This window comes from Echinicola shivajiensis (assembly GCF_018642165.1).
In the GTDB taxonomy this organism is placed as follows: Bacteria; Bacteroidota; Bacteroidia; order Cytophagales; family Cyclobacteriaceae; genus Echinicola; species Echinicola shivajiensis.
The window spans coordinates 630881-657258 of record NZ_JAHHZM010000001.1 but is presented as its reverse complement, the minus strand read 5'-3'; the positions used below and the strand labels follow the sequence as shown (position 1 = coordinate 657258).

The following is a 26378-nucleotide window of genomic DNA, read 5'->3' as shown; positions in this document are numbered from 1 at the left end:
TTGATATAATTACAGGCTTATCTAAATAATGTTTGATATGAGGGATGCTGAATTGATATTTAAAAAATATTATCCTAGGCTTTGTGCATTTGCAATTGATTTTTTGGAAGATAAAGAGGATGCCGAGGATATTGTTCAAGATGTCTTTAAAGTTTATCTGGAAAAAAATAATATTATCTCAACAGATGAATTAGCCATCAAGTCTTTTTTGTATTCTTCAGTAAAGAATGCTTGTCTAAACAAATTTAGACACCAAAAAGTAAAAGATAAGTATTGTCAGGTATTTGCTCAAGAAGAGGAGTCCGATTCCCATGGCTTGGACAATATTATTCATGCTGAAATTGTGGGAAGTCTTTATGAAGCCATCAATGAATTGCCAAAAGGCTGTGCAATAGTGATTAGAATGGGGTATTTGGAAGGTTTGAAAAATCCACAAATTGCAGAAACATTGGGTATAAGTATTAATACAGTAAAAACCCAAAAGCAAAGGGGATTGACACTGTTGAGGCAAAAATTAGGAGAAACAGCTATATTGTGTTTGATGCTTCTGTCTTGAGGTAAACGTTTGTTAAATAAAATATTTGTAAAAATTTTATATCTCTTTTCACCCACTTTTTGATTTAAAGTTTCTTAGGTATTGTAAAACGGGAAATACCTATTGGAAATGAATAAAGAGACTTTTGAGTTAGCCAGTCTTATAGAAAAATTTCTTCTTAAAAAAACATCCCCAGAGGAAGAAAATCGGATGCATTCTTTGCTTCAAAAGAAAGAGCACAAAGACTTGCTTGAATATTACAGGGGAGCTGAAAAGGTTCAGTTAAAGCTAGACTATATGCAAAGCCTGGATGTAGATAAGGCTTGGGGAAATGTTAAGAAACGAAACAAAAAGAATACATCCCATCATTTTTTCAATCTTAAATATGCTGCGGTTTTAATTTTTGGACTTTTGGCACTCGGCTATGTTCTATTAAGTCAAAACTATGGTTTTATCAAGTGGGATGAGGAGGGTGTTGAATATTCATCAGCTGTTCATTCAGATCAAATTATTCTCAGCTTATCAAGTAATAAAGAAATTCCCCTGACGGCAGATTTCATAAAAATTCAAGATGGAGAAAATGTCTTAATAGAAGGAAATGAACAAGGGATTTCTTTTAGTTTGTTGAATTCTGATGTCAAATCCGAGGTCTTGTACCAATTACGGGTACCAGCTAAGAAGGTACTTGGAGTTTCTTTGACTGATGGGAGCCAAGTATGGGTAAATGCACAATCATCCCTTTCTTTTAATCCTCAGTTTAGCAAAGAGCAACGTAAAGTAAAACTGAGGGGAGAAGCATTTTTTGATGTCAAACATGATCCTTCCAAACCATTTATTGTTGAAGCTGAAAATAGCGAAGTCAAAGTCCTTGGGACAAAGTTCAATGTAAAATCTTCTGTCGAGAAAACAACAACTGTTCTTCTTGAGGGTAAAGTAGAATTTTCCCAAAATGACCAAAATGAAATATTACGTCCAGGAGAAGGCGCAACAGCAGATGGATCTAAACTAAAGAAAGTGACTGTTGATATGGATGAGGTCATGGCCTGGAAAAATGGGGTGTTCCTCTTTGAAAAGTCGGCTCTTTCAGAGGTGCTGGATGAAGTGGGGCGGTGGTATGGTTTTGAAATCAGTGGAGCTATTGATGAACTGAAAGGAAAGAGATTTTCTGGAAAGATTAAGCGTGATACGCCTATTGATCAAGTGCTAATGATCATTCAAGATGTGTGTCCTGTAAATATTCAACTAAAAGAAAGAGTCTTGGAAGTTTCTGTAAATAGATAATTGAACTTTAACAATTTTAAAATGAACACAAATACATCCTAATGTAAAACAGTAAACCGAGAGTGCGCCAACACTCCCGGTTGAAGTAAGGCAGTAGCTAAAATCTCTCAAAATTTTATTAACAACCTAACCATTACAAAAGTATGGAATTATTGTACGATTACCTACTTCCGTTTTCGCGGAAGATAAGGGGCCGATTGCCCAAAATTATAATAACTATGAAATTGATATTTGTATTAATGTTGGTGTTTCAAGTGGGGGTGTATGCCTCCACCAAAGCCCAACAAATATCTCTTTCCGTAAAGAATAAACCCATAAAAGAGGTTTTGGATAAAGTCTCCAATCAAACAGATTATAGTTTTTTTTACAACGAATTTGATTTGGAAAAAGCGGGAAGAGTCAGTTTGGATGTTAGAGATGTTCAGATAGAAGATTTATTAAAACAAGTCTTATTGAATAAAGGCTTGGACTATCGCTTAAGGGGGGAGACCATTACCATTGTTAGGGGGGATCGGAAGGTAGAAATGGAAGCAGAGGAAAGGACCATCAAAGGGGTAGTCAAAGACGCCAATGGAGTCACTATTCCTGGTGCCAATGTGATGGAAGTGGGGACTACCAATGGCGTGGCTACTGATATTGAGGGTAATTTCAGTATTGACCTTATCACTTCTGAGCCCAAGATTCGGGTGACTTTTGTGGGGTATGAACCTTTAGTGGTTGAAATAACAAGTAATAACTTCTATGAGATTTCTTTAAAAGAAGATTCAGAAGCTTTGGATGAAGTGGTTGTGGTAGGTTTTGGAGTTCAGAAGAAGGAGAGCTTGGTTAGCTCTGTATCTACAGTAAAGGGCGAAGAGCTAAGGATGCCAACAAGGAGTTTGAGCAATAATTTGGCAGGGCAGGTTCCAGGCCTGATAGCCGTTCAACGTTCTGGAGAGCCGGGGTACGATAATGCTGAGTTTTGGATCAGGGGTATCAGTTCATTTGCAGGCGGTACCAGTCCATTAGTTTTGGTGGATGGAGTTCCTAGAAATATGAATGATATCGAGCCTGATGAAATCGAGACTTTTACTTTGTTAAAGGATGCAGCAGCTACTGCAATTTATGGTGCAGAAGGTGCCAATGGTGTAGTGATCATTACATCCAAGAGAGGCAAAGACCAGAAAACACAAATCAGTTATCGTGGCGAATACAGTGTGCTACAGCCCACCAGGTTGCCGAAGTTTCTCGGTTCTGTAGACTTTATGAACCTTTATAATGAAGCATTGGTCAACGAGGGTAAGATGCCTATATACAGTGAAGATTTAATGGCCAGGTATGCTTCTGGTCAAGATCCAGATTTATATCCTGATGTGAATTGGTTGGATCTATTGAGTAATACCACCAATAATACCCGCCATACCTTGAATTTTAGAGGAGGTGGAGAAAAGGCACGTTTCTTCATTTCAGGAGCTTACTTTAGCGAAAGCGGGATTTTTGAATCTAATCCATTGGCTGATTATGACAATAATATCGGTCTGAAAAGATATAATCTTAGAAGTAATGTGGATTTTGATGTAACCAATACCACTTTGCTAAGAGTAGATCTAAGTGGACAGTATTTGGAGACAAGTTATCCAGGTGTTGGTACTTCTACCATATTTCAAAGAATGACCATAGCACCTCCCAATTTATTTCCGATGATATTTTCTGATGGAACATATGCCTCTCACCCAGTGCCAAGTAATAATCGGGTGAATCCATACAATCTTTTGATGGAATCAGGCTATGCCAAGGAGTGGAGAAGTAGTATCCAATCAAAAGTTTCTATTGAACAAGATCTTGGCATTTTGACTGAAGGACTTAAGATAAAAGGTACGGTAAGTTATGATGCCAATTCCAACTTCAATATGAACAGAACAAAAACTCCTGCACAATTTATTGCATCAGGAAGAGACATAAATGGGGACCTTATTCTCAATCAAACCATCAATGAAAGTCCTTTTGGAGAACCCAATGAATCTAATAGTGGGAATAAAAACATCTATTTAGAAACTTCTTTAAATTATAATAGAACATTTAGTGAAAGACATGCTGTAGGCGGCATGCTGCTTTATTATCAAAAGGAGCAACAGTTACATAACCAAGCTTTGGCCTATAGAAAGCAGGCTTATATTGGGAGAGGAACTTATACTTTCGATAGGAGATATTCACTAGAAGCCAATTTTGGAATTACGGGTAGTGAGACCTTTGCAGAAGGTTATCGTTATGGCTTCTTTCCGGCCGTTGGTGTTTCATGGATTATAGAGAATGAAAGGTTCATGGAAAATTTAAGAGGTGTAATTTCAGGATTAAAAGTTAGGGGATCTATAGGTAGGACTGGTAATGACAATACAGGTGGTGAGAGGTTCTTGTACAGAGGATCATTTACAGGTGGAGCAGGATACCCTATTGGTATCGGCGGTAGTGGTTCTTTGAATGGACTAGGCGGATATGTGGAAGGACGTTTTGCTGCTCCTTCCCTGTCTTGGGAAATTGAGAATAAACGAAATGTAGGGCTGGAACTAGGTCTTTTTGAAGATAGGATCACTTTTCAAGCTGATTATTTTAACAATTATAGGTATAATATCCTACTACAAAGAAGAACGGTGTCAGCAGCTGCAGGTTTTCGACAAGCTCCATGGCAAAACTTTGGTAAAGTATCCAATAAAGGTGTAGATGCCAGCCTTAATGCACGTAAATATTTTGGTAAGGTGAAAGTGGGGCTAAGAGGAAATTTCACTTACGCCAAAAACAAAATTTTGGAATATGATGAAGTGGAACAATTATATCCCTGGATGAATGTTACGGGTACAAGTTTAAGGACTCCTAATTTATATGTTGCTGAAGGACTTTATACATTTGATGACTTTGATGTTGCTATAGAAAATGGGACAGAGGTGTATACCCTTAAAGAAGGCTTGCCAGTTTCTTCCTTGAGTTCCAATAATATGCCTGGGGATATTAAATATAAGGACCTTAATGGTGATGGCGTAATTAACCAGTTTGATCAGTCTAGAGGATTGGCTGCTCCATCAGTGCCAGAATTGGTATATGGTGTTGGGCTAAATGTTGAGTATAATAATTTTTACTTCAATATGTTCTTTCAAGGAGCTAGTAAAACTTCTACAGTTTTGGGAGAATCTAATCCGCAAGGCTTTTTCCCTTTCACATGGGGCGTAGAAGAAAGTTCCGTAAGAGAAGTTGCCTTGAATAGATGGACTGCAGAGAATCCTTCCCAGGATGTGATGTTCCCGAGGATGAGATCATCTGCATATTGGCATAACCGAGCCCCAAGTACTTGGTGGTTAAGGGATGCCAGTTTTGTAAGGTTGAAAAATGCTGAAATAGGCTATAGGTTCAAAAAGAGCAGCCTGGAGAAATTTGGTGTAAAGGCTGGAAGGATTTATCTAATGGGTAATAACCTTTATGTGTGGGATAAAATCAAAATGTGGGATCCGGAAATGGGTAATGCCAATGCAGGGATGAACTATCCGCTACCAAGGACCTTTACTTTTGGTTTGGAGTTTACACTTTAAAAATTGAAAACAATCATGAATTTATATAGAATAACGACAAAGGTAGCACTATTACTAACGGTAATTTTGTCTTCCTGTAATATGGATTATTTGGACGTTTCTGATGAATTGGCAGGAGAGTTGACTATGGCGGAAGTTTTTAGTAACCCGGGGACCACCAGACAGTTTCACAGGAATATTTTTACTGGAATACCCATGAGTTCCAATATGATTATCAATGTAAATGGTTTGCAGAATCCTTGGGCAGGAGCGGCTGATGAGTTAAAGATGTCTCACCATCATTTAAAAACAGTGACTTCTAATGGATATAATTCGGGAAATGCGCCTTTTCACCGTTGGGATACTTTGTATCAGTTGATCAGACAAGCCAACTTATTCCTTGAAAATGCTGTAGCTATTCCCCAAAGTGGTATTGCAGATTTTATCAGCGAAGATGAAATGGCTAAGATGAAAGCACAAGCCAGGTTTTTAAGGGCTTATTATCATTATTTACTATTTGAATTATATGGACCCGTTCCAATTATGGACACTGCTGCAGATCCTTCTTCCCCGGATCTGGATTTTGCTCGGAATTCAGTGGATGAAGTAGTTGATTTTATTGATTCTGAATTGAAGGCCGTTGCAAACCAACTCAATGATATAGAAACAGAACAAAACTTTTTGGCTTTACCTACCAAAGGAGTGGCCTTAGCGGTTAGGTCTCGACTTCTAGTCTACGCGGCAAGCCCACTTTTTAATGGAGGATACGAAGAAGCCTTGTCAATAACTAATCCTGAGGATGGGAAACGTTTATTCCCTGATTTTGATGGTGGAAAATGGCAAAAAGCCTTGGAGGCATTACAAGAATTTATTGATTTTGCTGATTCAGGGTATTATGCGCTTTATAAGGAATATAATGATCAGGGCTATGATCCGCATTCCTCCCTTTATAATTTATTTATGCATTATAATGATGAGATAATATGGGCAAATCCTAATAATGGATATGGTAATCTTAATGGGGAAGGTGTGGATAGAAGAGCTACCCCAAGGACCGAGCGTGGTGGTTTTGCAAGTATTGCAGTGACGCAGGAATTGGTAGATGATTATTTTATGATCGATGGAAAAACCATAGAGGAATCAGACTTGTATAGTGAGCAAGGATTTTCTGAAGCGGGAGAGGATCTCAGCGGTCAAACGGATATAGGGACCTATAGAATGTGGATCAATCGTGAGCCAAGGTTTTATCAGACCGTATTTTTCCATGGTAGAAAATGGCACATAAGTGATAATGAAATAAAATTTAGTAAAGGATTTGGCAATGATAATTCTTCCCAAAACTATCCTTGGTCAGGCTATTTGATGTATAAAAGAATTAGTAGGTCATTATATAATGAAGGAAGTTACCCAAGAAGTGAATACAGACCATCCATTATTTTTAGATTGGCCGAATTTTATCTCTTATATGCTGAGGTACTCAATGAAGTCAATCCTTCAGACCCTAGAGTAATTGAATATATTGACAGGGTAAGGGAAAGAGCCGGGATTCCTTTATTGGCTGATATTAAACCGGAGATTATTGGAGATCAGGAAGGCCAAAGAGAAGCGGTTAGACAAGAGATGCGGGTAGAGTTGGCTACAGAAGGACAGCGTTACTTTGATGTGAGAAGATGGATGATAGCTGACCAACCAGAAGGTCAACAGGGCGGACCATTTTATGGGATGAATATGAATGCTGAGGCAGAAAATGATTTCTTTCAAAGAACACCTTATGAAATAAGGGTTTGGGAAAAAGCAATGTATTTATACCCATTACCGCTGAATGAAGTCCAGAAAAGTGAAAGACTGGTACAGAACCCTGGATGGTAAATATCACAATGATTTAGTCAGTGGGGATTTTCCAAAAATTAAAATTTTAAAACAATGAAGAATTTACATCATATAAGATATGGTCTTCTACTTTTGTTGGCCACTGTTTTTAGCTGCGAAGAGGATACCAATGAAATAATACCTAAAGGAATATTTATTGCTCCCAATTCCAAAGATATTGTGGAGCAGAAGAATATTGTTTTTGTTGAGAACTATGCCTCCTCCATTTTATTTTCTGTGGCCGTATATGAGGCGGCAACGGAACAGATTAATGTCATGGTTAGGCAGAACAATGAATTGGTCATGGAATATAATTCCAAGTATGGAACGGATTTTGAAATGATCCCGGAAGAAAGTATTAGTTTTAGTGCTGATAATCCAATGATTGAGAAAGGTCAAAAAGCATCTGGAGAAATAGAGGCACTGATCAATTCAGATTTATTGGATGAGGATAAGACCTATATGCTGGCCTTGGAAATCGCCAATGCCAGTGGCAATATTGTACTGGATAAGGCCATGAATGTAAAGTACTACAGCTTGAAAGGTGGACCTCCTCCCAATAAAGCTTTAAATAAACCTACTGAACAGTCCAGTTTGGCTGCAGGAGGATTGAGTCCTAGGGCCGTTGATGGCAATACCAATGGGTATTGGGGAGCTGGTTCAGTGACTCATACCAAGGGAGAAGGGCAGGATTGGTGGCAGGTAGACCTGGAAGAAGTGTCGCCAATGATTGCTCAGATCAATATTTATAATCGTCAGGACTGTTGTTCCGAACGATTGAATAATTTCCATGTTTTTGTTTCTGATGTACCATTTGAATCCACTTCCTTGGAAGAAACCCAAGCTCAGGAAGGGGTGTCTGATTATTTTGTTTCTGGAGTAGCCGGAGCAAAGACGGAAATCAAAATAGGTAGAACAGGACAATACGTTAGGGTGCAATTAGAAGGTGATACCCCTCTTGCGTTGGCTGAAGTTGAAATATTAGCTTTATAATAATTAAATAGGATAAAATCCCACTAAATGAATTCTTGGTTCATTGGTGGGATTTTTTAAGTACAATCAAATGAAAAAGTTCGGATTACTTATTAAGGTTTTATTACCCTTGCAGTTCTTGGCATTTTATGCCTATGGCCAAAAAATTGTTCCAAATCATGTTCAGTTTATCTCATCTGATGACAGTCCCACTGACATTATTGAAAAAGCCGCAAATGTGGTTCCAACAGCTAGACAGCTAAGATGGCAACAATTGGAAGTTACCGGTTTTATCCATTTTGGCATCAATACCTTTACCGGGAAGGAATGGGGAACAGGGGCGGAAAAACCGATGATTTTTAATCCAACTGAACTTGATGCAGAGCAATGGGTTTTGGCTGCTAAAGAGGGAGGAATCAAACAGCTGATCATTACAGCAAAACACCATGATGGTTTTTGCTTATGGCCTACAAAAACTACTGATCATTCCGTGACTTCTAGCCCATGGAAAGCAGGAAAAGGTGATGTGGTAAAAGAATTGGCCGAAGCCTGTAGAAAGCATGATATGGGGTTTGGGATTTATCTGTCTCCTTGGGACATGAATGCGTCAAGTTATGGAACTGATGCTTATAATGACCTTTTTATAGACCAACTTACCGAATTGCTTACATGGTATGGGAAGGTGGATGAAGTATGGTTTGATGGAGCCAATGGAGAAGGTCCAAATGGTAAAAAACAGGTTTATGACTTTGATCGATATTACGCAAAAATACGGGAACTGCAGCCAGAAGCCGTGATAGCCATTATGGGACCTGATGTAAGATGGGTAGGAACGGAAACAGGATATGGAAAAGATACGGAGTGGAGCGTTGTTCCTGTTAATAATCTTGACCAAGAAAAGGTAGCAGCAAGCTCCCAACAAAATGTGAATGTTAAGCCAACTTGGGATAAATCAAAAGAGGTTTTGGGAAGCAGGGAAAGCCTTTTTAATGCAAAAGGGCTGGTCTGGTACCCGGCAGAAACAGATGTTTCCATCCGTCCAGGCTGGTTCTATCATGCTTCACAAGATGATAAAGTGAAGTCCCCGGAAAAGCTTTTGGATATTTATTTTAATTCCATTGGTAAGAATGGTGTTCTCTTATTGAATTTACCTCCAGATAAAAGAGGATTGATCCATGAGCAGGATGTAAAATCTTTAAAAGAATGGAAAGGTTTAATCGATGGGATTTTTAAGGAGAATATTCTGTCCCGTGCCAAAGGGAATAAGCAATCATTAAAGGTGTTGACTGACGGTGAATTAGCAACCTCCATAATTCCTAAAGAGTCAAAGGGAGAATATGTATTGGAAGTTGAATTTGAAAGTCCAGTTGAATTTAACTACTTGTCCCTACAAGAAAATATTACCCGAGGACAAAGGGTAGAGGGTTTTATTTTGGAGCGCCTCCAAGGTGAAAAGTGGCTCCCTGTAGCGGAAGGGACGACAATAGGTTATAAACGACTGTTGAAACTTGAAGTGGTTATTGGAACTAAATTCAGATTAAGAATTACTGAAAGTAGATTAGCACCTCATTTATCAGAAATAGGTTTTTACAAAGATTAGACATCTGTTTTTTATGCCTCTATTTGTATTAGGGGCATGTTTTTTACTTTGCTAAGCTCCTTTCAAAGCCAATATCTTTCTTGGTTCAGTAAATTCAAGATGACTTAACCATTTCCTGTTGAAAGCTGATGATAATAAACTCAGCTGGATGAGTTACAGCCACCTTTACCGTAATATTCATGAAACCGTTGAGGATATCCTCAGCGGTCATGGTTGAACCCAGACCACAATCTACACTGAAGGCATCTGCGGGAGATGCACCTTTGAGCCCTCCTTGTTTCCAAAGAGAAGTAAGGAAACTGTTGATCGTGGCTTTAACTGCTTCCCAAGTATTTTTATCATTTGGCTCAAAGACATAGGCTTTGGCAGCCAGTTTACAGGATTGCTCTATAAATATCATCGTTCTTCTCACCGGGAGATATTTCCAATCCAAACTATTCCCGTCTAAGGTCCTTGCGCCCCAAATGAGAATTCCCATTCCTGGAAATAGGCGGATGGCATTGATGGATTTATCAGTGAGGGGATCGATATTGAGCCCTTCTTGCTGGGCTTCCGACAGGTTTATGGGAAGTGTCATAGCAGAAACTATGGAGGTATTGGCAGGGGCTTTCCAAGGTCCCATATTATTGTCAGTCATTGTGATCACACCGGCAATGCCTCCGCTTGGGGGAAGTATATTGGCATCATTGAGCACATGCCTTATAATGGTGCTATAGGTTTTGCTGGTGGCAAGCAATGCATTATTGTATTGGCTAACTGTCAATGATTCTCCTGAAGGGTTTTCGATATTGGCAATGATCTTTTCTACAGCTGTATTGGGATTGGTTGCTGGACTTAGAATGGCCAGCAATGGTTTTATGTCTCCGCCAAATAGATTGGTATAATCAATTTCCGAGCTTTGCATAATATTGGTGCCAATGAAGGGATAATATGCAGTACCAAAGTCCAGCCCATTTGTTCCAGTTGCTGTTCTGAAGGTTTCAATATCATCTGTAAAAAGGATTGGATCAGGATTCTTTCCCCCGATAATATCGAAAATGCTAATAGCTGTTTTCATTTCGGAACTTTGCAAGAGCATTTCCTGCATAAGTGCTGCATTATCCTTTACAGAGAGCAGTGTGGCTTCCGGGCAGATATACATCGTGGGTTCCTGCTCATTTTTTAGCAAAGCTAAACCCTTGGTCAGGTCACTTAGTTGAACATGGGGATTGATGATTTGTTCTTCGGCTTTGATGGGCTATCCAGATGCTGATCCATAAGTCCCTACTGATACAATATAAGCGTCTCCACCGCCATTTTGATAGAACAGTCTGATGCTATTATAAAGATAGTATATGGTGCTGGGGTCAGGGACAATGGAGTAGTATTTGTTCTCAATAAGTATATAGTTTCCTTTTTTGGGTTCGGTTTTTTCTTCCTCCAGATAATACTGAGGTTGGTATTGTTTGGCCGGGTCAGCAGGAGGGGCTGGATTGGGAAAGCAAAAGATGGCCAGGAACTCTGCAAAAGAGGTGATTTTGGTAGGTATATTTAAATAGGACTTCCCCTCGTACTCAGCCTGTGGGGTATATCCTATAAAGGCAGGGACAGCAGTTGCAACCGGGACAACAGCATTAGGAAAAGCATTGATCTCGTTTAAATACACTCCCGGGGTCTTGATATTGGATGGTTTCATGGTTTTTTTGTGCTCAGGTGGTAAAAGAATAATTAGATTCGAAAGATGAAAAGTTGATTCCTCTATGGCATAACTTAATGCCTTTTCCAAAGTGGTATTAGCTGGTAAACTGTTTAAAGCTAATCAATTTTAAAGCAAATGATTCTGATTATACTCCTTTATTCTTGTGCGTATATTTCTCACGGATTCCTCGGATCTACTTGGCAGAAGACAGGTTTGCAAGGAAATAAAGATCTTCCGTGGAAATCTGTGAAATCCATGAGAGACTATTTAATGATTTAAAGGTATTGATATAATAGCTTATACATTTAAAGAATAGCTATGCTTTAAAAAAGCTGGTTAAAGGTTGTTTAAAGTTGCAAGTTATATCCAAAGTCTATAGCAAATTAATGTTCCTAGATTACTAGTCCGGAATATTAGGCTCCACCAGACGTTTTAATTTATCCAGGGATTCTTGCCAGCCTAAATAGCACATTTCTGTAGGGATTAGATCAGGGATTCCTTCCTGGGTTGCGAAAAGTTCTGTGCCGCAGGAAACTTTTTTGAATTCAATGGTGGTAATCATTTGTCCCGGAAGCTTTGGATCATCAAATTGGTCGGTATATTTTAAAAGTTCATTAGGTCTTATCTCCAAATATTCCCCACCAAAAGAATGCCCATTTCCTGTGCTGAAGTTGGTAAAGGACATTTTATAGGTACCACCAACCTTAAAGTCCATACTATGCACTTTACATACAAATCCATAGGGAGGCAGCCAGGAAGCCATGGCGTCGGGATCTGTAAATGCCTTGAATACTTTTTCTACCGGTGCGGCAAAAACCCGGTGCAGTTTAACAGTGTTATTGGTCATGTTGAGGCTTTTGTTTCCTAATTTAAAAATTAATTTTCACCTCCACAATCGCTTAATTTTCAGTTATTAACCATGTCTCTCATCAGGCTTTCTTGTAAGCACAAAGTAAATAACATAGAACCAACTGAAGATCCCATGTATTAAAGCCAGTAAAACAGATTTATTTCTTTCCCATGAAACTACAATGGCCAAAACACTTCCAAACCCAATTCCACCACTTATGGCGGTGCTTTTTATTGTTTGGATTCCTGTTTGTTGGCTGAAGCATTCAAGGGAAAATAACAGCATAAAAATTAATATTAGATTGATCTTTTTCATTTTGTCTGAGGGAGTTAGAAAAATTGAAGTTTTAAGAGTAAGGAATTCTTGTTAGAAAAAGTTATTTATGGATTCCATTTTTTGTAATGGCTTTACCTATTGTCTCAAAATCTTTTCCATGTTGCGGCCCTTTGCCAATTCATCAACTAGCTTGTCCAAATACCGGACTTGTTGGGTTAAGGGATTTTCAATTTCCTCAATTCGGTAACCGCAGATGAGTCCTTTGATCAAATGGGCATTGGGATTTAAATCCGCTGCCTTAAAAAAGGTCTCAAAAGTGGCTTTTTGATCGATAAATTCACCTAATCTGTTCTCATCAAATCCCGTTAACCACTCTATCACCTGGAGAAGCTCTTCTTTGGTTCTTCCTTTCCTCTCTATCTTGGCAATATAATGTGGATATACAGAGGCAAAGGTCATTTTTGCCATTCTTTCATTATGTTCCGCTGTTTCCTTCATGGTGTATTATTTCGCTTTAGGTCTGTTGATCAAATTGTCCAATTCCAAATATTTCTCTTTCATAAGGCTTAAAGCAAAAGCTCCAGCAGATGCACTAAAAACAGAATAATCAAATGCTCCTTTTATTCCGGTCGAAAAAGTCATGGATAGGGCAAATATCAAGAGTAGAAATCCACTCATTTTTGCCACCAGTTTAGTTTTGAATCCAATGATCAGGCAAAGCCCTAGAATAATTTCGGCCATGGTAGCTAATATAGCTATTGCCGGGATTATTGCGTCTGGAAACCATGGGTTGATCAGTTTGGTATATGACAAGAAATTTTTCCAGTTAGCCCAGACAGAAATTTCTTCAGGCCAGATGCCAAATCTGTCAGCTACGGCAGATAGAAAACTTAAGGCGATGGCGAATCTCAAAAAGAGTTTGATGGCTTTATTGTTCATTTTTTTAGTTGATCTTATCTAGGTTTATAGCCAAGGAAATCGTAGGGTTGAAAATCTCAACTAAGATATTCATTGGGATCGAAGTGCACAAGCAGAAATGGATTGGAAGCATCTTTTCCAACCTCTTTATTTTCAGACTTTGAGGGGCTATCATATGGGGTATTTAAATTCGATAATACCTTCTTGGTAAAATACCATGGATTCTGAGAATTTAGCCAAAAGTAAACGTATCCTATACTAGGGGTATACTAGGACTGGGAGCATCCATAGGGGAGGTCTTGATTGTTTTTTGAAATCAGAAAGGAATAAAGGGTACACGTGGAAAGTCTTAATGGATGGTATATTCAATGAATATTAATGATTGTGATTATTTTTTTTTACACCAATAATCTTATTTCTCACGGATTCCACGGATCTCCACAGATTTAATTAATCAATTTTGATAGATCTATGTGCTTTTTGTCGGAATATCTTATTATTCAAAGGGACTGGTGTCTTAGTGAATATACATATTAGCGATTGATGAAATTATTAGTTGATAATTGATGTTGAAGCATAAAAGCAAACAATATGAGATTTCACACCAGAAAATGGATCAAGCCGGAAGACCTCAATGCCAATGACTCCTTGTTCGGAGGACGACTATTGGCTTGGATAGACGAAGAGGCCGCACTATATGCGATTATCCAGTTGGAAAACAAGCATGTCGTCACCAAATACATTTCCTCCATCAATTTTATGGCCTCGGCCCGAGTAAATGATATCGTGGAAATAGGGATAGAACCGGTGAAATTTGGGAAAAGCTCCCTTACCCTGAAGTGTGAGGTGAGAAACAAGATGACCAGAGAAACCATCATTACCATAGATGAAATCATCATGGTTAACCTGGGTGCGGATGGCCAACCCAAGGCCCATGGAAAGCATCAGATCGAATATGTAAAGGATAGGTTGGAAGGTAAATCTAGTTGATCACTGTTTTGATCAGGACCGTTTTTATTCAATTTGATTTTGGAACACTAGCTCTGGTTCAACAATAAGTGGATCTAGGTCTCGATATTGACTGGCTCTTTAGCTTGAGGGCTATCTCGTACGAGAGTGCCTGCCCTGCAAGCTGGCTACTCCCTAAAAACAGTCACTGACTGTTTTCTTTACGCTCGTCCCTCCACAACTTGAGCTAACTCATTTTCTTAAAACCCTTAGCAACTTCCCCAAAACCGATGCGTTTAGGGATTCTAAAACTAAAGTGTCTCTGTATTATTATTTGGTTATTTATAAATGTAATCTGAGAAATCACAAAATTTTATTTCGTCCTGTAAGAAGAGTTAGCGTCCTGTAGGTCTATGCAGCCTCCTTTACCCCCAAGTCCCTACCTTTAGGTCATATTGGTCTCCTGTAGTCAAAGTTAGGCTTCCAACGGATTTCCTCTTAAACAAAAAAATACCCCAATTGGGGTAAATTGATGCCTATAACCTAAAATCTGATTTCCTCCCTAATCAGGTTGGCCAGTCTTTTTGCCCAGGAACTGTATATCCTCCCGCTGGGGTGGAGGCCGTCTTCGGCTTGGTTTTCGGGGTAGGAACCGATCTGTCGGTACTCTTGGGTGATGTCCAGATAATGCACTCCCCTGGAATTACTGATTTGCTGCTTGGCAGCATTATAGGCGGTGATTTCCTCGGCTACTTTTTGTTGGTCGACATTTTGCTGGCTGGCAAATGAAGTGACTCCCCAGTCAGGAATGGAGATGACAATGACCTTTGTTTGGCTTCCTCCAGCGAATTCAATTGCCTGATCTAAAAGTGCTGAAAATTCCTCCTTGAAATTATCCACTGTGCGGCCCCTGTATTGGTTGTTTACCCCGATCAGCAAGGTGACCAAATCATAGGTGTTTCCTTCGATATTGGTAGCACTGATGCCGTTTTGGAGTTCATCGGTGGTCCAGCCGGTGGTGGCAATGATCTTTGGGCTGGCAAAGCCATATTCATATTCCTCCAAAATGGAGACCAGTTGATGGGGGTAATTTTCATTAGGCTTGACGCCCTCACCAATAGTATAGGAATCTCCCAAGGCAAGGTAGCTGAGTCCATCTTTTTTCATGTTTTCTATAGGGCTGTTCGTGGAGGTATTAGTCATTTTATTGGGCTGGGGATGTTGGTTTGTGGTACAGGAAAATAGAAGTGATGCCAATAGGAAGGACCAAAGAAAACGAATTCTATTAGGTGTACTGGCGAATATTGAATTTGTTGGTGTTAGCACATTATTAATATTAAAATCATTTCATACGTTATTACTTTTTTGCTGCAGGTCAAAAAAGTAACCAAAAAACCCCGCCGCTATGCATCTATTGGACTAAAATTAAAGCCCGCACTCATGCAGGCAAACTCCTCCTGCATTGCCGCCAATCACCATTTTGTTCAGTAATTCGTCAAACATGCCTGCCTCTTTGCCTACCCACTTCTTTAATTTCTTTACGTCCAATACCTGCAAGGCGGATTAATTTAAATATTAATGAATAGAGGGATTTAAATGGTTCTAGGATGCAAAGACTTTTTCCTTTAGTTCGAAGGTGCCTGCATCGGCATCCATGCTGACCTTTGCCCCAATGGGAACAATAAACTGCTTGCTCACATGACCGATCATTGCCCCTCGATAGGCAGGAATCTCGAGTGGTTGGATATAGTCCTGTAAGATCTGCCAGATGGTCAGCGAGCCAAAGCCCCCAGAAGGATCGCAATCCGAGCATTGGCCGAAGATAAATCCCTTGATTTCATCCAAAGCGCCCATCAGCATCAGGGTGCTCATCATCCTGTCAATACGGTAAGGGTCTTCCCCCACATCCTCCAAAAAGAGGATTTTGTTTTTGAAATCGGGAAGGTAAGGAGAACCAGCCAAGGCCGTTAGCACGGTAAGGTTACCACCTACAATGATCCCTTCAGCTTTGCCTGGATGAATGGTCTGTATCCTGTTCTTTTTGACGATCAGGTCATCTCCTTTTTCCTGTTCATTTTCAAATTTCACCAGTTTTTGCTCAAAGAACATTTGCTCAAATTGCTTCACATTGAAGCTGTTCCAGCTGCCAGTGGCATTGGGGCCGTGGAAGGTGATCAGCCCAGTTTGTGCATAAATGGCATTGTGAAGGGCGGTGATATCACTGTAGCCCAGGATAGGTTTTGGATTTTTTCTGATCATCTTATAATCCAAAAGGGCTAAGATGCGGGCTGCTCCCGAACCACCACGGATACAAATGATGCCCTTGACATCCTTGTTCTTGAACATGGCGTTTATATCGCCTGCTCTTTCCTCATCGGTTCCGGCCAAATGTCCTCTGCGGCTGCTTAGGTGTTCTCCCCTGAGCACTCTGAAGCCCAAGGCTTCCAAGGTCTCTTGGGCAAACTGGAATAAGATCTCATCATTGCTGGCTGAGGAAGGACTCACCAAGCCCACCAAATCACCTTTTTTTAAGGGTTCTGGAAGCAAGGTTTTTTTATCCTCTTCAGTTGATGCGGCTATTATATCGTTTTTGAAAGCCATCATGGGGGAGAGGCCTGCGCCCAATCCCAAGGCTTTGATAAATGTTCTTTTATTCATCTAGGTGGTTTTTGAAAGGATCCAAAACGTTAAATATACAATCATTAAGGAGTTAAGAAAATGAAGCGTAACAATTAATGTCCATTTATCCCTACATGTTTACTTATTATTGCTATGCTTAAATCAAAAAGTAAAAATTAACCATTAATAACCATTAAGGAATTAAGGGTCATTAAGGGGGGAAGGGAGTTTAATGACCTTAATCTCTTTATGATAGCTGGGTTTTATAACCATTGTGGCATTAAGGTGCATTAGGGGTTGGTTGATTTTGGGTTAGAGTACTTAATGATCTTAATACCTTCATATCTTCATGGTTTTGATTTTTTAACCATTAAGGAATTAAGGGTCATTAAGGGGGGAAGGGAGTTTAATGACCTTAATCTCTTTATGATAGCTGGGTTTTATAACCATTGTGGCATTAAGGTGCATTAGGGGTTGGTTGATTTTGGGTTAGAGTACTTAATGATCTTAATACCTTCATATCTTCATGGTTTTGATTTTTTAACCATTAAGGAGTTAAGGGGCATTAAGGGGAGGAGGGAGTTTAATGACCCTAATCTCTTTATGATAGCTGGGTTTTATAACCATTAAGGTGCATTAGGGGTGGGTGATTTTGGGTCAGAGTGCTTCATGATCTTAATACCTTCATATCTTCATGGTTTTTGTTTTTTTAACCATTAAGGAATTAAGGGTCATTAAGGGGGGAAGGGAGTTTAATGATCTTAATCTCTTTATGATTGCTGGATTTTATAACCATTAAGGTGCATTAAGGGGTTGGTTGATTTTGGGTCAGAGTACTTAATGATCTTAATACCTTCATATCTTCATGGTTTCGTTTTTTTAACCATTAAGGAATTAAGGGTCATTAAGGTTTGTGTTTGTTCTTTGGATAGAAAGAGTAATTATGGTTTTAATCTATTCATGGTCATATTATTATCTAATTAATTGACAGGTGATGATTAGCTGTTTTGTGGTTAAAAATTATCACGGATATACAACATCACCTTCTCCATCTCTCTGATGACTTCCTTGGCCTTATATGGATAATTATTGTTCATAAAGGCGAAGGCATACAGCTTATTGTCCCTGGTTCTGATATATCCGGCCAAGCTATGGTTATTGCTCATGGTACCAGTTTTGGCAAAGATATAGGGGCTTGGCGCTTGATAGTAATTTTTTAAGGTGCCTGTTTTTCCTCCTTGCGGTAATAAACGAAACAAGGTGCTGTCCGGGACGATTTGATAGATCTTTTGGACCAAGGATACCATGGTCCTAGGCGAGAACAAATTATGCCTGGAAAGTCCGGAACCATCCACCCATTGTGGTTCATCAGGTAGGTCAAAAAGGAAACTGTGCTTGATACTGTCAATGGCAGCGGTGCTGTTGAGTTCATGCAGGAGTTCGTCGGAAACCATCAGCAAGAGTTGCTCGGCTAGGAAATTATCGCTTTCCCAAAGCATCTCCCTGTAGATGCTGTCCAAGGGAATCCCTTTCAAAATATAGTGTTCCTCAGGAAGAGGCTCTTTGCTGGGGATGATCTTTTTGTCCAGGTTTTGGCCCGCAAGCAAGGCAAAAGTTTCGGTGGAAGTCATAAAGGGAACCTTGGATTCCAACTTTGAATAGGTGTTGGGATTATAGTAGAAGTTATTGCTGTGAAAATCCCTCTCCACATCTTTGATTTCCTTTTGGGTGATATTGATATTGTTGGCAAAAAACTGAGGTTTGATCTGTGGCTGACGATTTTTGTTCTTAACGGTAATCAGGTTTCCATAAATAGGTAAAGAAGACCTTTCTGCGGAGTAGGAATAATAATAATCATCCCATTGCCAGCCATAGCCAAAAGCAGTATCCTCCCAGTTTTGGTCCGAAAAATAAACTTTGTCATAAGGGGCAAAGAATGCTTTCATCTGCACATCGGGCAAATGGGGGTATTCCCAAGAAGGATCTCCTGTGCCCCAGATGATGATATCATTGCCCCTGGTCTGGTAGCGGAGCCTTTTGGTGCTATCTCCCAAGGTCATTAGGGCAGCATAAAAGGTGAAGAGTTTGGTGGTGGAGGCAGGTATGAAACTTAGGTGACTGTTCTTTTCAAAAACCACTTCTTGCTCATCCAAATCATAAAGCATGAATCCAGTTTGGTGCTTGGCAAAGAAGGAGTTTTCGCCAAGCTTTTGCTCCAATCCCTTGATGTCCTTTTTGGCATGCTGGGCAAAAATAAACTGTGAGCCAAGTAGAAGACTGAAAAATAGAATGAGATGTTTTTTTAGCATAAAATCTGAATTAGGATATAAGAACCATTAAAAAAGCTATTGCTTAATTTTTTGGTTTTGGCTTAAGCCCCAGAAAAACAAAAATCCAGCCAATAATAAAGGCCAATCCTCCCAATGGGGTGATGGCGCCTAGCCAATTGGTACCAGTGGTGGAAAGGATATAAAGTGATCCTGAGAAAATAAGGATACCTGCCAAAAAGGAATAGATAGCGTTTTTTAGCGACTTACTGTGGGGGAATTGAACTTGAAGAATGCCCACCAAAAAGATAGCCAAGGTATGGTAGAACTGATATTTTACGGCCGTTTCATAGGTTTCCACCCTGCCATATTTTTCCAAAATCGGTTCCAGACCATGGGCTCCGAAAGCTCCTATGGCCACAGTTAAGGCACCCAATGCAGCAGCAAGTTTGATTGTATTGCTATAGTTCATATTATCGATAATTTCTCCTTCCAAAAATGGCGCTGCCCACCCTGACCATGGTACTGCCTTCTTCTTGGGCTATCAGGAAATCACCACTCATTCCCATGGAAAGTTCTTTTAAGGCAAAATTGTTGGGTAGCTTTTTAGTGTTAAGTTGATCCAAAAATCCTCTTAACCAGGCAAATTCCTTTCTGACTTGGTTTTCATCATCGGTATTGGTAGCCATACCCATCAGGCCTATAATCCTTACGTTTTCCAGTTCATCGAAAGCCCCCTCTTGTAATAATTCCAAAATCTCTTCTTCACTGAAGCCAAATTTGGTCTCTTCTTTGGCGATGTGGATTTGTAATAAACAAGGAATAATCCTTTCCGCTTTTTTAGCCTGCTTATTGATTTCTTTGAGCAATTTAAAAGTATCCACTCCATGGATCAGGTGGATAAAAGGGGCAATATATTTGACCTTATTTCTTTGAAGGTGTCCAATCATATGCCATTGGATATCGTCGGGCAACAGAGGATGTTTGTCCACCAGTTCTTGTACCTTATTTTCGCCAAAGTCCCTAATGCCTGCATCATAAGCTTCTTGGATATCAGAAACAGGCTTGGTCTTACTCACAGCTACCAAAAGGCAATCAGTTTTTTTGAATTGGTTTTTTAAATCGGATAGGTTTTCTTTTATGCTCATTCCTTGGTTTTTTCTTATTCAAAGATAAGTGGGGGAATTCCTTTGGGCAAATTTATATGGGACTACTGTTTGGTTTTACTTTCACGCTGTTGTTTTGAACGTAGAAGCTTTTTACGCTTTAGGGTTTCTAGCATTTCCTTTTTCATAATAAGTCAATTTGTTGTCAACTTATTTCAGGACGACACAGGCAAATAAAAAAGGGCAGCAATTCGAAATTGCTGCCCTTATATAATCTTAATCCAATAGGAAGTTATTGACAAAGGTGCTTTTCAAGGTGAGCCAGATAAAGAAGAAGATAATGGCAAAAAACAAATAAGGTCTGTAGAAATCCTGGGTTTCCTTGTACCTTGATTCTAGAATCTCTGCTTTCTCCATTTGGTTGATCTGCTCAAATATATTCTCCAGGGCATTGTCATCTGAGGCCCGGAAAAACTGTCCTTTTCCAATTCTCGCCAAATCCCTCAAGGTGGTTTCATTCAAATAGGTTTCCACCATTTGAGGTCTGCCAAAAAAGTCAGTGCCATAGGGTACCATCCCATCTTTACCTACTGCAATGGTATAAATCTTAATGTCCATGGCCTCTGCCAATTCCGCAGCGAAGGTAGGGTCTACATTACCTGCATTATTGTCCCCATCACTGAGCAGTACCATTACTTTTGACTTGGAATTGGATTCTCGCATCCTGTTGGTTGCAGTAGCTACAGCACTACCTATTGCTGTGCCTTTTACATCCATCATATCAAAAGATATATCTTCTATCAAGTCAGTCAGTAATTCATAATCTGTGGTCAATGGAGCGAGGGAATAAGCCTCACCGGCAAAGATTACCATGCCTATTCGGTCCCCAAAGCGACCGTTGATAAAGTCTATTGCGGTGGATTTGGCAGCTTCCAATCTGTTGGGCTTGAAATCCTGTAGGTCCATGGATTCTGAAATATCCAGCACTAACATGATATCGATACCTTCCGTGCTTTGCTCCACCTTTTCATTGGACCGCTGGGGCCTTGCCAGGGCAATGATGATCATCAGCATGGCCAAGGAGAAGAAAAGAGTAGGGACCAATCTCAAATAAGTCCATGGATTGCTGCTGGCCACGCTTTCGGGTAGGGACAATTCCAGGGCTGGGTTTTTGAGGATCTTGGTGAATTTCCTGATCAACAATATTAAAGGCACTATCCAAAGTAGATGCATGGCCCAAGGGTTTTCCCACTCATAGGAACGGAAGGTTTCAGGGAAAAACCAGCTCAACGAAAACCATTCTGCTATATCATTTGCTCTCATGGATTTCTTTGATTTTTTGGTGATACATATCTTCGCACACTGATTTTAATTTGTCACAAGTAACCAAAAGGCCTTCAGAAGCCCTGTTGGCATAAATGATGATTTCGATTTTCCTAAAGTCATTGACAAGCTCAGGCATTTCCATAAACTCCCCAATTTCCGTGGACGTCCACTCCCGATAGGGCTTGCCAGTCAATTCCTCCATATAATCTTTCCAAAGCCAAAGTGTTTCATCTGCGACTTGTAAGCTTGGCTTGGACTGTAGGTCTTGTACAGCCTTAGTCCATTTTGCCAGGAATTTCTTGTGTTTCTTTTTCAGCTTTCTGATGGCCCACTGCTTTTGGACTTTATTGCCAAATAACAGGATGGAAGCCACGGCTGTGATGACGAGGATACCCAAGAAAATTAACAGGTAAGGATAATTAAACTCCTTCGGAATGGCCTGGTATTTATCATTGTCTTTGAAAGCGAGTTTCTCCGGTAAGGGCTTTATGGTCAGTTCGAGCGTTAAATTATCTTCAGCAGGGGAATGCTGCAAACTGTCATATTTTAATATTTCAAATACAGGAAGTGAATAAGACTTTAACGGATCCAAAGAGAAGTTGGAAAGAAAATATACAGCACTGTCCAGCGTGACACTGTCAGCTGTGTATGATGTAAATGTTTGTTTCTCCAAAAAGGCAAAATCCTGATAGTCATAAGTGGAGTCAGGAAATACGATATCCATTTCCGAAGGATATTCGGCTTTTAGTACATAGCCAACCCTTTCGCCCAATTTGGCGGAGTCTTGAAGAAAATAGCCTTCCAATTTCAGCTTTTGTGCCTGAAGGTTAGTAGAGAAGACTAATAATAATATGCTAATGAAGAATCCTTTGATATTACCCACGCTTCATGGTTTTATTCCTGTACCTAAACAATTCAATCAGTGGAAGCACGATGTCTTCCCGGGTATCAATGGGGAGATAGTTTATCTGGTTTTTCTTGCATAATTCTTTTAATGAGCTTCTTTCTGTGGTGAATGTATCAGAAATCTTTTTGGAAAAACTGCCAAAAGCAGTGTTTACCCAGGTGGTTTTGCCTTCCTCCTTGTCAAAAACCGGGATGATTCCCAAAGAAGGTAGTGCCGATTCCCTTGGGTCGGTAACCTGTATGGCTACCACATCATGCTTTTCTCCGAGGGCTTTAAAGGACCTTTCGTAATTCACATCTATAAAATCCGAAATTACAATGATTATGCTCCGCTTTTTGATCAAATTCAGACAAAAGGTGAACATTTCATTAAGGTCGGTTTTGATAGATTTATTTTCGTGCTTGAAAATTCCTCTAATCACTTTCACTCCTTGCTTTGGGCCTTTCCCCGGGAGAATGACTTTTTCCTTTTGGTCTGAAAAAGATACCAGTGCTACTTGGCTGCCTTCATGGATGGCTGCTAGTGTGAGCACTCCGGCGATTTCCTTTCCCAAATCAATTTTCTTTCTCCTTTCGTCCCCGATATCTTGGGATCCACTGATGTCCAAAAGAAAATATACTGACTGGTCTTTATCCTCTTTGAAGGTCTTGACGAAGGTACCATGGCCCTTTGCAGATACCTTCCATTCGATGGTACGTACATCGTCTCCGTATTGGTAAGGCCTCAAGTCATCGAATTCAAGGCCCGCACCTTTGAAAATGGACTGATAATCACCCTGTAGGTGGTTGTTGGCCACCTTCCTGATCATGATTTCGTATTTTCTAAGTTTTTTCAGCAGTTGCTTCATGGGCTATTTCTTTCCGAGGGCCTAAATTTAATGGACTAGATCGAATAATAAAACGAGTAATGGATAACATATTATCTAAATTTCAACGGAAATGGCTAATTTTGCATTGTGAAAAAATCAATATTCTTCATTCTCGCCCTTTGTGGACTGCTGTCTTGTTCTGAAGAGGGGCAGCCTGATTATTTGTTGTCCGAAGATAAAATGGTAGAAATCATGGTGGATATCCATCTGGCCGAGGGTATGGCTAGTTCTCTGCCTATTTCATACGATTCTTCCAAAAAACTGTATCCTTTATTCGAAAGCCGTGTTTTTGAGAATCACCAAGTGCAGGACTCGGTATATATGGAGAGTTTGGAATATTATCTGAGAGATACAGAAAAGATGGAGGAACTTTATGGTCGGGTGATTGATTCACTTAATGTGAAAGAAAAAGAAGGAAAATAATAGTATGCTATATCCGGATAATCTTGAGTCTAAGATTAATTTTGATAAAATAAAAGAGTGGATCAAGGAGGAGTGTACCAGCAAGCTGGGTACTGATATTGTTCAGAAAGTGTCTTTCTCAAAAGACATTAATTTGCTGAACAAGCTATTGGATCAAACTGAAGAGTTTCGCCAGATTTTGTTGTCAGGTGAAATGTTTCCCTCGTCAAACTTTTTGAACATTTACCCTTACTTGGATAAAGCCAAGATTGAAGGGACTTTTTTGTATGAGGAGGATTTTCATGAAATCCGCCTTTCCTTACTTACACTCAAGGGTTGTGTAGACTTCTTTACCAAGTTTCAGGAAGAATACCCTCAGCTTTTCCAGCTCTTGGGTTTGGTCAACCTTGATAATACACTTTTGCGCTCAATCGAAAGGGTATTGGATGATAAGGGTAAAATCAAGAATAATGCTACCCGTGAACTGAGTTTGATCAGGGCGCAAATCCTATATGAGGAAAATAGACTCAGAAAGGTTTTGGACAGGATTTTTCGAGAAGCAAAAGCGAAGGGGCTGACGCCTGATGATGCCTCCATTACGATCCGAGGTGGTAGAATGGTAATGCCTGTTCTGGCGGAAAACAAAAGGAAAATCAAGGGCTTTGTGCATGATGAGTCTGCCACTGGACAGACGGTATTCTTGGAGCCTGCGGAGGTTTTGGATATCAACAATGAGTTGAAAGAGCTTGAATATATGGAACGCAGGGAGGTACAGAAAATCCTCACTGAGCTTACCAACACTTTAAGGCCTCATATTCCTGAGTTGAAGAGTGCTTTCCGCTTTTTGGGCATGGTAGATTTTATCCGAGCCAAGGCCAAGCTTGCCTTGAAAATGAATGCCAGTAAGCCCAGCCTTCAAAAGGAAAAAGTTATAGAATGGTACAATGCCCGTCACCCGGTTTTGGAACAGGCGCTCAAGCAGCAAGATAGAAAGATTGTTCCCCTGAACATTCACTTGGACCATAATAGCCGCCTTTTGGTGATTTCAGGGCCCAATGCAGGCGGGAAGTCTGTAAGTCTTAAGACAGTGGCCTTGGTACAGTATATGCTGCAATGTGGGCTGTTGGTGCCCATGGATCCGCATTCAAAATGTACAGTGTTCCATAATTTCTTTATTGATATTGGAGATGAGCAAAATATAGAAAATGATCTAAGTACCTATAGCTCCCATTTGATGAGCATGAAGTACTTTACCCAGTTTGCCGATAAGAAATCCATCTTCTTCATTGATGAATTTGGTACAGGAACTGAGCCACAGTTTGGCGGGGCCATTGCTGAATCCATTTTGCTGGCCTTGAATAAATCAGGGGCTTATGGCGTCGTGACCACTCACTATGGAAACCTGAAGCAGATAGCCGCCAAAAATCAAGGTATGACCAATGGAGCCATGCGCTTTGATGTGGACAAACTGGAGCCTCTTTATCAGCTTGAAATAGGTAAGCCAGGTAGTTCCTTTGCCCTGGAAATAGCCACCAAAATTGGGATTTCAAAGGACATTATAGGCTATGCCAAAGAGCATATTGGCGAGGAGCGCGTGAGGTATGATAGGTTGCTGAACAAGCTGGAATCTGAGAAATCCAAGTACGAAAAGGTCTTGGACGAGGTCCAGAGAAAGGAGAGGTTGCTCACCAAAAGGCTGAAAGAATATAATGAGCTTAAGGAGACTATCGAGGGTAACCAAAAGCAATTGATTCAGCTGGCCAAGTTGGAAGCCAAAGCCATTCTGGATGGGGCGAACAGTAAGATCGAGGAGACCATCCGATCCATTAAAGAAAATAAGGCAGAGAAAGTCGCCACTCAAAAGGCGAGAAAGGAACTGGAAAGCTTAAAAACTGCTATCAAGCCAGATAAAACCATCAAACCTAAACTTCCTCAGGAAATAAAGGTCATTTCCGGTGAAATCAAAGCAGGTGACCATGTCCGTCTAAAGGACAATGGTGCTATTGCTGAGGTGATCTCAATAAGGAATAAGGACGTGGAAATCAGCATTGGTGATTTAAAGTCCAATGTGAAGCTGAACAGGCTGGAAAAAATTTCCAATACCACCCTTAAAAAGGAGAAGAAAGCCATTGCCTCCAGAATGAGTTATGATACCACTTCCAAAATGCGGGATTTTTCTCCTAACCTAGATCTAAGAGGGAAACGTGGTGAGGAAATTTTGGCAATAGTTCAGAATTTTGTGGATGAAGGCCATATGTTAGGTGTCAAAGACCTGAGGATTGTGCACGGAAAAGGTGATGGTATATTAAGGGAAATTACACGCAATTTACTCCGATCAATGCCAGCTGTAGGGCAGTTTGAAGATGAGCACGCTGATCGCGGTGGTGCTGGGGTTACCTTGGTGACTTTAAGATAAAATA

Annotated in this window: 24 protein-coding genes; 9 read left to right on the top strand and 15 right to left on the bottom strand. The window is 40.0% G+C overall.

The window, feature by feature from the left end; genetic code table 11:
* Nucleotides 1-28: 28 nt before the first annotated feature.
* The 6 genes from KMW37_RS02650 to KMW37_RS02625 all read left to right on the top strand — a co-directional run bounded on the left by KMW37_RS02650 (nucleotide 29) and on the right by KMW37_RS02625 (nucleotide 9793).
* The gene (locus KMW37_RS02650; protein WP_215223042.1) at nucleotides 29-556 is read left to right on the top strand and encodes an RNA polymerase sigma-70 factor; all 528 of its coding nucleotides are present in this window, start codon (nucleotides 29-31) and stop codon (nucleotides 554-556) included.
* 108 nt (nucleotides 557-664) lie between these two features.
* A complete protein-coding gene (locus KMW37_RS02645) occupies nucleotides 665-1816 on the top strand; it encodes a FecR family protein (RefSeq protein WP_215223041.1) in 1152 nt (383 codons plus the stop codon).
* Between the two features lie 218 nt (nucleotides 1817-2034).
* Complete coding sequence (locus tag KMW37_RS02640) at nucleotides 2035-5373, top strand: TonB-dependent receptor (RefSeq protein WP_215223040.1); 3339 nt, start codon at nucleotides 2035-2037, stop codon at nucleotides 5371-5373.
* 15 nt (nucleotides 5374-5388) lie between these two features.
* Nucleotides 5389-7221: a RagB/SusD family nutrient uptake outer membrane protein gene (locus tag KMW37_RS02635; protein WP_215223039.1), complete on the top strand. Its 1833-nt coding sequence runs from the start codon at nucleotides 5389-5391 to the stop codon at nucleotides 7219-7221.
* A gap of 54 nt (nucleotides 7222-7275) precedes the next feature.
* Entirely contained in the window at nucleotides 7276-8214 is a 939-nt protein-coding gene (locus tag KMW37_RS02630) for a galactose-binding domain-containing protein (RefSeq protein ID WP_215223038.1), read from the top strand.
* Nucleotides 8215-8284: 70 nt separating this feature from the next.
* Nucleotides 8285-9793: an alpha-L-fucosidase gene (locus KMW37_RS02625; protein ID WP_215223037.1), complete on the top strand. Its 1509-nt coding sequence runs from the start codon at nucleotides 8285-8287 to the stop codon at nucleotides 9791-9793.
* A gap of 94 nt (nucleotides 9794-9887) precedes the next feature.
* Here the strand turns inward: KMW37_RS02625 and KMW37_RS02620 are convergent, their stop codons facing one another.
* The 6 genes from KMW37_RS02620 to KMW37_RS02595 all read right to left on the bottom strand — a co-directional run bounded on the left by KMW37_RS02620 (nucleotide 9888) and on the right by KMW37_RS02595 (nucleotide 13536).
* Entirely contained in the window at nucleotides 9888-10961 is a 1074-nt protein-coding gene (locus KMW37_RS02620; protein WP_215223036.1) for a phage tail sheath family protein, read from the bottom strand.
* Nucleotides 10962-11030: 69 nt separating this feature from the next.
* Nucleotides 11031-11468, bottom strand: coding sequence for a hypothetical protein (locus KMW37_RS02615; protein ID WP_215223035.1), 438 nt, complete (start codon nucleotides 11466-11468; stop codon nucleotides 11031-11033).
* 403 nt (nucleotides 11469-11871) lie between these two features.
* Nucleotides 11872-12318 carry an SRPBCC family protein gene (locus KMW37_RS02610; protein ID WP_215223034.1) on the bottom strand — a complete coding sequence of 149 codons (447 nt, stop codon included), beginning with the start codon at nucleotides 12316-12318 and terminating at the stop codon, nucleotides 11872-11874.
* A gap of 66 nt (nucleotides 12319-12384) precedes the next feature.
* Complete coding sequence (locus KMW37_RS02605) at nucleotides 12385-12636, bottom strand: hypothetical protein (protein WP_215223033.1); 252 nt, start codon at nucleotides 12634-12636, stop codon at nucleotides 12385-12387.
* Between the two features lie 96 nt (nucleotides 12637-12732).
* Nucleotides 12733-13095: a DUF2200 domain-containing protein gene (locus KMW37_RS02600; protein ID WP_215223032.1), complete on the bottom strand. Its 363-nt coding sequence runs from the start codon at nucleotides 13093-13095 to the stop codon at nucleotides 12733-12735.
* A 6-nt stretch (nucleotides 13096-13101) separates the two neighbouring features.
* Nucleotides 13102-13536 carry a DoxX family membrane protein gene (locus KMW37_RS02595; protein ID WP_215223031.1) on the bottom strand — a complete coding sequence of 145 codons (435 nt, stop codon included), beginning with the start codon at nucleotides 13534-13536 and terminating at the stop codon, nucleotides 13102-13104.
* A 570-nt stretch (nucleotides 13537-14106) separates the two neighbouring features.
* Between KMW37_RS02595 and KMW37_RS02590 the strand changes: the two genes are divergently transcribed.
* Complete coding sequence (locus KMW37_RS02590) at nucleotides 14107-14505, top strand: acyl-CoA thioesterase (RefSeq protein WP_215223030.1); 399 nt, start codon at nucleotides 14107-14109, stop codon at nucleotides 14503-14505.
* A 501-nt stretch (nucleotides 14506-15006) separates the two neighbouring features.
* Here the strand turns inward: KMW37_RS02590 and KMW37_RS02585 are convergent.
* From KMW37_RS02585 to KMW37_RS02550, 9 genes are all read right to left on the bottom strand, one after another.
* The gene (locus tag KMW37_RS02585; protein WP_246581293.1) at nucleotides 15007-15630 is read right to left on the bottom strand and encodes an SGNH/GDSL hydrolase family protein; all 624 of its coding nucleotides are present in this window, start codon (nucleotides 15628-15630) and stop codon (nucleotides 15007-15009) included.
* Between the two features lie 258 nt (nucleotides 15631-15888).
* Nucleotides 15889-16020, bottom strand: a complete 132-nt coding sequence (locus KMW37_RS22505; protein WP_262891699.1) for a hypothetical protein — start codon at nucleotides 16018-16020, stop codon at nucleotides 15889-15891.
* 45 nt (nucleotides 16021-16065) lie between these two features.
* Complete coding sequence (locus KMW37_RS02580) at nucleotides 16066-17121, bottom strand: S66 peptidase family protein (RefSeq protein ID WP_215223028.1); 1056 nt, start codon at nucleotides 17119-17121, stop codon at nucleotides 16066-16068.
* Nucleotides 17122-18095: 974 nt separating this feature from the next.
* Complete coding sequence (locus KMW37_RS02575) at nucleotides 18096-19391, bottom strand: D-alanyl-D-alanine carboxypeptidase/D-alanyl-D-alanine-endopeptidase (protein WP_215223027.1); 1296 nt, start codon at nucleotides 19389-19391, stop codon at nucleotides 18096-18098.
* A 43-nt stretch (nucleotides 19392-19434) separates the two neighbouring features.
* Nucleotides 19435-19821, bottom strand: coding sequence for a DUF423 domain-containing protein (locus KMW37_RS02570; protein ID WP_215223026.1), 387 nt, complete (start codon nucleotides 19819-19821; stop codon nucleotides 19435-19437).
* A gap of 1 nt (nucleotide 19822) precedes the next feature.
* The gene (locus KMW37_RS02565; protein ID WP_215223025.1) at nucleotides 19823-20497 is read right to left on the bottom strand and encodes a YggS family pyridoxal phosphate-dependent enzyme; all 675 of its coding nucleotides are present in this window, start codon (nucleotides 20495-20497) and stop codon (nucleotides 19823-19825) included.
* A 234-nt stretch (nucleotides 20498-20731) separates the two neighbouring features.
* A complete protein-coding gene (locus KMW37_RS02560; protein ID WP_215223024.1) occupies nucleotides 20732-21778 on the bottom strand; it encodes a vWA domain-containing protein in 1047 nt (348 codons plus the stop codon).
* Nucleotides 21765-22664, bottom strand: coding sequence for a hypothetical protein (locus tag KMW37_RS02555; RefSeq protein WP_215223023.1), 900 nt, complete (start codon nucleotides 22662-22664; stop codon nucleotides 21765-21767). Before KMW37_RS02555 ends, KMW37_RS02560 begins: the two co-directional genes overlap by 14 nt.
* Nucleotides 22657-23535 carry a DUF58 domain-containing protein gene (locus KMW37_RS02550; protein ID WP_215223022.1) on the bottom strand — a complete coding sequence of 293 codons (879 nt, stop codon included), beginning with the start codon at nucleotides 23533-23535 and terminating at the stop codon, nucleotides 22657-22659. The genes KMW37_RS02555 and KMW37_RS02550 overlap by 8 nt, the downstream gene beginning before the upstream one ends.
* Nucleotides 23536-23643: 108 nt before the next feature.
* Here KMW37_RS02550 and KMW37_RS02545 point away from each other — a divergent pair, with 108 nt between their 5' ends.
* Together KMW37_RS02545 and KMW37_RS02540 are read left to right on the top strand one after the other, a co-directional pair.
* A complete protein-coding gene (locus KMW37_RS02545) occupies nucleotides 23644-23979 on the top strand; it encodes a DUF4296 domain-containing protein (protein ID WP_215223021.1) in 336 nt (111 codons plus the stop codon).
* A 4-nt stretch (nucleotides 23980-23983) separates the two neighbouring features.
* Nucleotides 23984-26374 carry an endonuclease MutS2 gene (locus tag KMW37_RS02540; RefSeq protein ID WP_215223020.1) on the top strand — a complete coding sequence of 797 codons (2391 nt, stop codon included), beginning with the start codon at nucleotides 23984-23986 and terminating at the stop codon, nucleotides 26372-26374.
* Nucleotides 26375-26378 lie beyond the last annotated feature (4 nt).